General features: G+C 50.6%; 10 protein-coding genes. 3 read left to right on the top strand and 7 right to left on the bottom strand.

Annotation, left to right across the window (positions count from 1 at the left end):
* Window positions 1–502, bottom strand: a 502-nt coding sequence (locus tag Q0231_RS10370) for a DUF4386 domain-containing protein (RefSeq protein WP_299347617.1), incomplete at its 3' end; no start/stop codon positions are given.
* A gap of 104 nt (window positions 503–606) precedes the next feature.
* Here Q0231_RS10370 and Q0231_RS10365 point away from each other — a divergent pair.
* The 3 genes from Q0231_RS10365 (at window position 607) to Q0231_RS10355 (ending at window position 2,996) form a co-directional block, all read left to right on the top strand.
* Complete coding sequence (locus tag Q0231_RS10365) at window positions 607–1,485, top strand: LysR family transcriptional regulator (protein WP_269392258.1); 879 nt, start codon at window positions 607–609, stop codon at window positions 1,483–1,485.
* Window positions 1,486–1,704: 219 nt separating this feature from the next.
* On the top strand, window positions 1,705–2,097 hold the full coding sequence (locus tag Q0231_RS10360; RefSeq protein WP_299347616.1) for a GntR family transcriptional regulator: 393 nt from the start codon (window positions 1,705–1,707) through the stop codon (window positions 2,095–2,097).
* Window positions 2,094–2,996: a hypothetical protein gene (locus Q0231_RS10355; protein ID WP_299347615.1), complete on the top strand. Its 903-nt coding sequence runs from the start codon at window positions 2,094–2,096 to the stop codon at window positions 2,994–2,996. The genes Q0231_RS10360 and Q0231_RS10355 overlap by 4 nt, the downstream gene beginning before the upstream one ends.
* Window positions 2,997–3,077: 81 nt before the next feature.
* Here the strand turns inward: Q0231_RS10355 and Q0231_RS10350 are convergent, their stop codons facing one another.
* The 6 genes from Q0231_RS10350 to Q0231_RS10325 all read right to left on the bottom strand — a co-directional run.
* Window positions 3,078–4,022: an ABC transporter substrate-binding protein gene (locus tag Q0231_RS10350; RefSeq protein ID WP_269392817.1), complete on the bottom strand. Its 945-nt coding sequence runs from the start codon at window positions 4,020–4,022 to the stop codon at window positions 3,078–3,080.
* A 101-nt stretch (window positions 4,023–4,123) separates the two neighbouring features.
* Window positions 4,124–4,987: an ABC transporter permease gene (locus Q0231_RS10345; RefSeq protein ID WP_299347614.1), complete on the bottom strand. Its 864-nt coding sequence runs from the start codon at window positions 4,985–4,987 to the stop codon at window positions 4,124–4,126.
* A complete protein-coding gene (locus Q0231_RS10340; RefSeq protein WP_299347613.1) occupies window positions 4,984–5,883 on the bottom strand; it encodes an ABC transporter permease in 900 nt (299 codons plus the stop codon). The genes Q0231_RS10345 and Q0231_RS10340 overlap by 4 nt, the downstream gene beginning before the upstream one ends.
* On the bottom strand, window positions 5,873–6,658 hold the full coding sequence (locus tag Q0231_RS10335) for an ABC transporter ATP-binding protein (protein ID WP_269392253.1): 786 nt from the start codon (window positions 6,656–6,658) through the stop codon (window positions 5,873–5,875). The genes Q0231_RS10340 and Q0231_RS10335 overlap by 11 nt, the downstream gene beginning before the upstream one ends.
* A 6-nt stretch (window positions 6,659–6,664) precedes the next feature.
* Window positions 6,665–8,119 carry a dihydropyrimidinase gene (hydA, locus tag Q0231_RS10330; protein ID WP_299347612.1) on the bottom strand — a complete coding sequence of 485 codons (1,455 nt, stop codon included), beginning with the start codon at window positions 8,117–8,119 and terminating at the stop codon, window positions 6,665–6,667.
* Window positions 8,120–8,142: 23 nt separating this feature from the next.
* On the bottom strand, window positions 8,143–8,408 hold a 266-nt coding region (locus Q0231_RS10325), incomplete at its 5' end, for a hypothetical protein (protein WP_299347611.1).

The following is an 8,408-nucleotide window of genomic DNA, read 5'->3' as shown; positions in this document are numbered from 1 at the left end:
AAACACAAATCCAAATGGGGATCATTTTTGACTTGATGAAGAGCGCGAAGAGGGCGATGTTTCCAAGGCACAAGACCAGTATCATAAAGACATGATTGACTTGGTCGCGGGTTGTTTTTAGCACCTTGCCGAATGCCTCAAACGCTAAAGGGTCCTGTGGGGACAATCTTGCAAATTCCACGCTCAGCTCGAACAAAGACACCAAAAACACAGTTGAAATGATCACAAGGATCATGGCCGTGACCTTTAAGCCAAAGAAGCTACGGGCAAGGTTTTCGCCAAAAGGCTTCACGATTGGATAGAGCAAAATGGCAATTGCAAAATAAATCAGGGCCATGGCGAATTGAAACAATGCAGCGTTCATGACTTGCGTTTGGTTCCTCGCCGCCTCCACTAAATATGCCGCTGAATCGACAGATGGGGCAACGCTAAGCACACCAGCAACCATTGCTGCGATAATCAGAATTCCAATCAGTCGCGATTTGTTTCTCAAGGTGAGCATGGCATTTCCTTTGCAACAATGCATTTTACATCCAAGCAACTCGTAGTGCATATGCATACAGAATGTAAATTGCCAAAATATGCACGTTTGATATACAAATATGTATGAAACAAATTGACTGGAATTTACTCCGCGCCTTTCACATGACCGCAAGCACAGGTTCGCTTTCGGCTGCAGCCCGCAAACTAGATCTAACCCAACCAACGCTTTCGCGTCAGGTCGCCAGTTTGGAGGCCAGTCTTGGGGTGACCCTATTTGAGCGGTTGGGCAAACGGCTTTCTTTGACCCAAACCGGGCGCGAACTGTTGGAACATATCGGCACCATGGGCGAAGCGGCTGAGGCGGTGGTGTTGAGCGCGAGTGGGCGTGTGCAAGATGTAAGTGGGCAGCTGTGCATTTCTGCAACCGATACTTTTTCCACTTATGTGCTGCCCGAAATTGTTGAAAAAATTCGCGCGGAGGCGCCGCACATCACGATTAAATTGGACGTGGCGAACACGCACTCCAATCTGCACCAAATGGAAGCGGATATTGCCATCCGACACGTGCGTCCTGAACAAAAAGACCTTGTTGGGGAATATGTACGCGATACCGAAGCGTGTTTTTATGCCTCTGATCGTTGGGTGGCAGAACACGGTCTGCCAGGCACCCCATCAGAATTGGATGGAAAACACCTTGTCGGCTTTGATGACACTTTACGTTTGGCAAGCTATTTGAGCGAATTGGGTTTTCAGGTTGATGCGTCGGATTTTCGACTGATTTCAGATTCCGCTGTAGTTGCTTGGGAAATGGTCAAACGAGGAATGGGCGTTGCCGCAATGCTGCGCGAAGTCGCGCAAACAACGCCTGAGTTGGTTCGGCTCTTTCCAGGCTTGAAGCCTGTTCCAGTGCCCATTTGGCTCGTAACGCACCAAGCAATGCAAAATAGCCCGCGGGTTCGCTTAGCCCTAAAGATTTTGGCGCGAGAGCTGTCGCGCAAATGAGGTCAAAAAACCGCCACTTTTGCGCGCCGTGTCTAGTTTTAGATAACCGGTAGATATCAAATTTGTCGAATGAACCATCTGTGCTTGCAGTTGGCTTGACGATTTCGCCCTACATAAAAAACGTGCCACAGCGCGCAATTCAAACCTTTTACAACCTAAAGCTTGCAATTCATTTGGACTCGATGTACCCATAGTAATAATGGTACATAGGGGTCATATATGCAGGTGACGATAGATATAGAAAGTGAAGAGCCGCTATTTGGTCAGCTCGTTGGGCAGATTAAAAAGGCGGTGCAAGCTGGTCAGCTTTTGCCTGAACAGGCGCTGCCATCCATTCGTCAATTGGCCAGCGATTTGAGTTTGAACAATAAAACCGTCGCCAAAGCCTACAAGCTCTTAGAGCGTGATGGGGTCATCCAAACCAAAGGATATCGGGGCACCTTTGTGCACCCTAATGCCCTTAAAAACTGCACCATAGACTTGCCCGCGCTGGTGCAAGCCAAGCTCGAAGACGCCGTTCGGGCAGCTCGCGCCGCCGGTGCCACCGATAGTGAGATCCGCATCGCCTTTTCACAGGTCATGCAAACCCAAAACATGGGAGAGACTAAATGATTGAGAATATGCCGATGAACATCACACTGCTGATTTTTTATGCGGTCTTTGCGACACAAATTCTGTTTGTTTCGGTCTATTTGCCGGCCAAAACACTCAAACGGATCAACTTTGTGCGCAAGAATTATCCCAAAGAAACCTACCCCAAGCTCTATCCAGAAGGGGCGGGCGGTTTGTTGGCAAGCATCAGCGGTTTGCGGGTTCTTTATCGTTATGCCAACTATTTCATCGCATCACTTGGCTTTGTTGGGTTGGCGGCAATGCTCATAACAGGTTTTGAGCCGCATCCGTTGGGCGGCAGCGAGATTGTCGTTATGCTCTATTTTATCTTGCAGATACTGCCGATCGTTATTCTGGGTGTTAGCGAGTATGAACAGTTCAAAGGCATGCGCCAAGCGGTCAAAAAGGCAAAGCGCACGGCTGAACTTGTGCCACGTCGCCTGTTTGATTTTATCTCGCCCGGCTGGGTCTTTGGCGCGGTCATTGCCTATTTGTGTTGGCTTGGGGTGTTCATTTATGACACCAATCTGGATGGCCCATGGCAAACCAAGCACTTTGTTGGCGTCGCAGTCATCACCTTTTTAAACCTTGCTTATGCGGTCTATATCGCCAAGATCGCCTTGGTGAAAAAGCAGGACCCATTTAAAGCGACCAAGGATCACCACAAGCAAGTTTCTGCGACTGTGAAGAGCCTGGTTTTCTCAAGCACGATCATCAGCCTTTATTCAATTGTGAGCATGGCTGCGGATAGATATGCGTTTGAGATTTTTGATCCGGTGATGACCAGTATCTTTTTGCAAGCCTGTCTATTGTTTGGCTTTAATCTGATGCTGGACATGCAGCCCGTGGATGAATTGGATTTTGAAGTCTATAAAAACGATGCGGAACAACCGACCTGATCGCTGACATTTTTTGGTGTTTCATACGAAAACGCGGCCCTCCTGGAGCCGCGTTTTGTATTTGATGGTAAAGGGTTATTTCTACATCATTTTGTCAGTAACAACTGAAGTCCAAGCACCTTGTGGTGGGCCGGAAATCACAGGGTCAGAACCGCCAGCCAACAAAGTTGCCACCGTACGGTTATAGTCGTCTTCGTCCAAACGACCGTCTGTTCCTGCGGTAAGTTTTGACACTTCACGCATCATGCGACGCTGATGCTCTTCGGTTTGTGCACCTGTATCGTCGTTTTCAAGAACAATATCAGCTGCTTCGTCTGGGTTGGCTTCAGCATATGCCCAACCTTTCATCGAAGCTTGAACAAAGCGGGCAAGCTTGTCGACCATTGCAGGGTCTGCAAGATCTTCTTCAAGCACATAAAGACCATCTTCCAATGTGGCAACGCCTGCATTTTCGTACTTGAACGTCACCAAATCATCTTCAGACAAGCCCGCATCAATGATCTGCCAATATTCATTGTAGGTCATTGTAGACACGCAATCAGCTTGCTTTTGCAAAATTGGGTCAACGTTAAAGCCTTGCTTAAGAACAGTCACGCCGCCTTCGCTGCCATCAGTTGCTAAGCCAAGTTGGCTCATCCAAGAAAGGAATGGATATTCGTTACCAAAGAACCAAACGCCGAGCGTTTTGCCCGCAAAATCGTCAGGCGAAGTGATGCCTGTGTCTTTGCGACAGGTCAGCATCATACCAGAACGTTTAAACGGCTGGGCGATATTGACCAGCGGCACGCCTTTTTCGCGTGATGCCAAAGCAGAAGGCATCCAATCAATAATCACGTCGGCACCACCGCCTGCAATCACTTGTGGTGGCGCAATATCTGGGCCACCGGCTTTGATTTCAATGTCCAGCCCGGCTTCTTCATAAAAGCCTTTATCTTTGGCCACATAGTAACCAGCGAATTGAGCTTGTGTGACCCACTTAAGCTGCAATGTCAGCTTGTCAGCCGCAAAGCCAGTGGTCGCTGCCATAAGGCTGGTTGCCAGCCCTAGGGTCAGTGCTAATGTCTTTTTCATTTTCTTTCCTCCTCAAAAGTCTCTTCAAAAAATCCGTCTCGGCATTGTTATTGCTATTATCTTTTCCGATAGGATGGGTGCCAAAATGTGACTGCCCGTTCCAGCAGGGCCAAAAGCCCGTAGGAAAGGGAGCCAGCTAGAGCTGCGACAAAAATCTCAGCCCAAACCATGTCGACATTCATCCGCCCCACCTCGGTGGAAATGCGGAAACCCATGCCAACAATTGGAGTGCCGAAAAACTCGGCAACAATCGCCCCAATCAACGCCAAAGTGGAGTTGATCTTAAGCGCGTTAAAAACAAACGGCATTGCCGCGGGCAGGCGCAGTTTGAACAATGTCTGCCAGTAATTTGAGGCATAAGTATGCATCAAATCACGTTCAATATGCCCGGTTGCGCCAAGTCCTGCGACTGTGTTCACCAACATGGGGAAGAACGTCATGATCACCACAACCGCTGCTTTTGACGGCCAATCGAAACCAAACCACATCACCATAATTGGGGCCATGCCAACGATGGGCAGCGCCGCCACAAGGTTGCCAATAGGCAGCAAGCCTTTGCGCAAAAACGGGACGCGATCCACAATGATCGCAGCGATAAAGCCAGAGCCGCATCCCATCACATAACCAGCGATAACAGCTTTCAAATAGGTCTGCCGAAAGTCTGCCCACAAGATGTCGAGCGAAGATGTTATGCGCGCCCAAATCATTGAAGGTGGGGGCAACAAAACCGTAGGGATAGAGAAGCCACGACATGCGCCTTCCCACAAAACCAACAATGCAGCGCCAAACAAAATGGGAATCAAAACATCAACACCGGCCTGTATGGTGTTGTCTTTAAAGCGTCTTTTCGCAAGGGCCTGATTGGTTGCCCAAGTGGCAATCCAAAAGGCCAGTGCTGCGATTATCCAAGACCAACTCATGCCACCACTCCCATTCGACGGGTTACGGAGCGCCCAATCAAGTCAATGGCGACAACCAAAAGCGCCGCCAAAACAGCCGCTGCAATCAGCGCCGACCAGATTTGGATGGTTTGTCCATAATAGGATCCTGAGAGCAAACGCGCACCCAAACCGGCAGAGGCACCAGTGGGCAATTCACCCACAATTGCACCGACCAAAGAAATCGCCACAGCCACCTTCATCGAGGTGAACAGAAACGGCACAGAGGCGGGCCACCTAAGCTTCCAAAACACCTGGCTGCGGCTTGCGTTATAGGTGCGCATCAAATCCAAATGCATCACTTCGGGTGAGCGCAATCCCTTCACCATACCCACAGCAATGGGGAAGAATGAAAGATACATAGAGATCACCGCTTTGGGCAAAAGCCCAGAAATGCCGATGGCGTTCAGCACCACAATCACCATGGGCGCAATCGCCAAAATGGGGATGGTTTGTGAGGTGATGATCCAAGGCATTAAGCTCTTGTCCAGCACTTTGGAATGCACAATGCCCACGGCCAGTAAAATGCCCAAAGTAGTGCCAAGCGCAAAGCCCAACAGCGTGGATGAAAGGGTCACCCACGTGTGATAAACGAGCGAGCGCTTGGAGGTGACTTTCTTTTCAAAGGTGGTCTGCCAAATCTCAATCGCCACCTGATGGGGGGCGGGCAAAATTGGGCGCTTTTGCACCATGGTGTTGGAAACCAGCTGCGTGGTGGAAATCTCTACGCCCGCCCGTTCAGCTTGGTCTCGTTCAAACGGGGAATTGAGCACCACGGTGAACACATACCAAAGCATCAAAATCGCCAGAGCCACGGTGCCGATCGGGATCAGCCGATCGTGAAGAAATGCGGCAAATCCCTCTCGTTTAATGCTCATCAGCATGCCCCAGCTTTAAGCCTTCGCGGACCTGATGCGCAATTTCGATAAAGCGCGGCGTTTCGCGAATATCAAGGGTGCGATTGTCGCCCAAATCACAATCAATAATCTCATGAATGCGACCGGGGCGGGGGCTCATCACCACAATTTTGGTGGAAAGGAACACCGCTTCGGGAATGGAGTGGGTCACAAACACCACTGTCTTTTTGGTCTTTGCCCAAAGCTCCAGCAGTTGTTCGTTCAAATAGTCCCGCACGATTTCGTCAAGCGCGCCAAATGGCTCGTCCATCAACAGCATATCGGGGTCAAAACTCAGCGCCCGCGCAATCGATGCGCGTTGCTGCATGCCGCCAGACAATTGCCAAGGGAACTTGTGCTCAAACCCGTCCAAATTGACGAGCTCAAGGTTTTTCTTGATCAGCGCTTCACGTTCGGCTTTGGGCATGCCCATCACTTCAAGCGGCAATGAGATATTGCCCCCGATTGTGCGCCAAGGGTAAAGCGCTGCGGCCTGAAACACATAGCCATATGCCCGCTTCATCCGGGCTTCTTCAGGCGTCATGCCATTGACTTGAATGTCACCACCTGTCGGCTTTTCCAAATCCGCAATCACCCGCAAAAGCGTGGTTTTGCCACAACCAGAAGGTCCGATAAACGAAACAAACTCGCCGCGATTAATGGTCAAATCAATGCCCTTTAACGCATGCACTGGCCCGTCATTGGTTTCAAATGTGAGATCCAAGTTGTTGGTTTGGATCACCGTGTTATCGGCCATATTCAATTATACCCCACTTGCCGGAATGCCGGTGCGTTCCACTTTGCGTGGTGCGGTGACTTGTTTCCACTGTGACAGGGCTTTGTTGGTCGCCGTGTATGGCTCGCGGGCGACGAATTCGCCGTGGCCTTCTTCGGTTTTCACTGCGCCGTCATCAACCACCACTTTGCCTCGGCTTAGGGTGTAACGCGGTAGGCCTTTGACGTGTTTACCTTCAAACACATTGTAATCAATGGCAGATTGCTGCGTGTCGGCTGCGATGGTTTTTTCTTTGTTCGGGTCCCACACCACAAGGTCAGCATCTGCGCCCACCAAAACAGCACCTTTTTTCGGGTACATATTCAGGATTTTTGCGATGTTGGTGGAGGTGACGGCCACGAATTCGTTCATGGTCAAACGCCCCGTGCCAACACCGTGGGTCCAAAGCATGGGCATCCGGTCTTCAAGTCCGCCCGTGCCGTTCGGGATTAGCGTAAAATTGTCGATACCGTTGCGCTTTTGCTCTGTGGTGAAGGCGCAATGGTCAGTCGCCACAACTTGCAAGCTGCCCGATTGAAGGCCAGCCCAAAGGCTGTCTTGGTGCTTTTTATTGCGGAACGGCGGTGACATAACGCGGCGGGCAGCATGGTCCCAATCCGGGTGCGCATATTCGCTGTCGTCCAATGTTAAGTGCTGGATCAACGGTTCGCCATAGGCACGAATGCCGTTTTGCCGCGCACGGCGGATCGCTTCATGCGCTTGCTCGCTAGATGTGTGCACAATGTAAACGGGAACGCCAGCCATATCCGCGATCATAATCGCGCGGTTGGTGGCTTCGCCTTCCACTTCTGGTGGGCGTGAGTAAGCGTGTGCCTCAGGGCCATTATTGCCCTCGGCCAACAATTGCGCCTGCATTTGCGCAACCACGTCGCCATTTTCAGCGTGAACTAAGGGCAGGGCACCGATTTCGGCGCAGCGCTTGAAGGATGAATACATTTCATCATCGTCCACCATCAGCGCGCCCTTATAGGCGAGGAAATGTTTAAACGTATTGATGCCCTTGTCTTTGACAACGGTCTCCATCTCGTTGAACACCTGCTCGCCCCACCATGTGATCGCCATATGGAAAGAATAATCGCAATTGGCGCGAGTCGATTTGTTGTCCCACATCTGAATCGCTTCCAACAGTGATTGTCCCGGCGATGGCAGGGCAAAATCCACCACCATGGTCGTACCTCCAGACAAAGCTGCACGGGTTCCGCTTTCAAAATCATCCGAGGAATACGTCCCCATAAACGGCATTTCCAGATGGGTGTGCGGATCGATGCCACCCGGCATCACATAGCAACCCGTCGCGTCCAGCTCATCGCCGCCGGACAGGTTTGGGCCAATCGCAGTAATCACACCGTTATCAATCTGCACATCCGCCTTATAGGTCAGATCAGCAGTAACGATGGTTCCATTTTTGATGGTCGTAGTCATGGTTCTTGTCCCTTATCTGTTCTCTACGGGTCCAGTTGGCGACGTTTGGTCGCTTGACCCAGTGTTCGGGGGCTTGAAAAATCAGCGACCTCTTCAAGTTTGCCGCTCATATTGGTTATCTGTCCAGCGTAAGCCTCATATCGTTCACCCAGTTTTTCTTTGGTATCAGGCCAGTCATCGACGCTTTCCTCATCACGATACATGAAGAATGGGCGCAATGTGCTTTCATAGTGGTCGACGTGATCGTGGGTCCGGTACTGCTTGGCTTCGTAGTGGTTCCAGTGGATCA

The sequence above is a fragment of the uncultured Maritalea sp. genome (assembly GCF_937139385.1).
Classification (GTDB): Bacteria; Pseudomonadota; Alphaproteobacteria; order Rhizobiales; family Devosiaceae; genus Maritalea; species Maritalea porphyrae_A.
The sequence above is the reverse complement of the archived record's forward strand: the minus strand, read 5'-3'. Positions and strand labels throughout refer to the sequence as shown.